This is a genomic window from Lysinibacillus parviboronicapiens, from assembly GCF_003049575.1.
GTDB lineage: Bacteria > Bacillota > Bacilli > Bacillales_A > Planococcaceae > Lysinibacillus > Lysinibacillus parviboronicapiens.
This window is the reverse complement of sequence record NZ_PYWI01000099.1, coordinates 1-519: the sequence shown is the minus strand read 5'-3', so window position 1 is coordinate 519 and position 519 is coordinate 1. Positions and strand designations below refer to the sequence as shown.

Below are 519 nucleotides of genomic sequence, written 5' to 3'. Positions count from 1 at the left end.
TTGGGGTGAAGTCGTAACAAGGTAGCCGTATCGGAAGGTGCGGCTGGATCACCTCCTTTCTAAGGATATTTTCGGAATACAAACCTTGGGTTTGTAAGATTACGTTTTGCGTTCAGTTTTGAAGGTTTATTAATCATATAAAACTTCCAAGAGGGCCTATAGCTCAGCTGGTTAGAGCGCACGCCTGATAAGCGTGAGGTCGATGGTTCGAGTCCATTTAGGCCCACCATATAACTACCTCTTGGGGCCTTAGCTCAGCTGGGAGAGCGCCTGCCTTGCACGCAGGAGGTCAGCGGTTCGATCCCGCTAGGCTCCACCAATTATTGTTCTTTGAAAACTGGATAAAACGACATTGAAATAGTAACAAACACATTTATTTTTTAAGTTTTTTATAGGCTTAATAACAGATAATGTAGGGTTTCAAGATACAAGTAGTTCTAGGAAGCAAGCGAGAGAGGAAAGGAGCGTACCTTAGTACGTGACTGACTGAACGAGTGAAGCTGACAACGAAATACGCAG

At 44.3% G+C, this 519-nt stretch carries 2 tRNA genes and 1 rRNA gene; all 3 read left to right on the top strand.

Going from position 1 to position 519, the window contains the following annotated elements:
- Positions 1 to 59: ribosomal RNA gene (locus tag C9J35_RS23255) — 16S ribosomal RNA — on the top strand; the annotation flags it as partial.
- Positions 60 to 152: 93 nt separating this feature from the next.
- Positions 153 to 229, top strand: a tRNA-Ile gene (locus C9J35_RS23250).
- Positions 230 to 243: 14 nt separating this feature from the next.
- Positions 244 to 319 (top strand) — tRNA-Ala (locus tag C9J35_RS23245).
- The last annotated feature ends 200 nt before the right edge of the window (positions 320 to 519 follow it).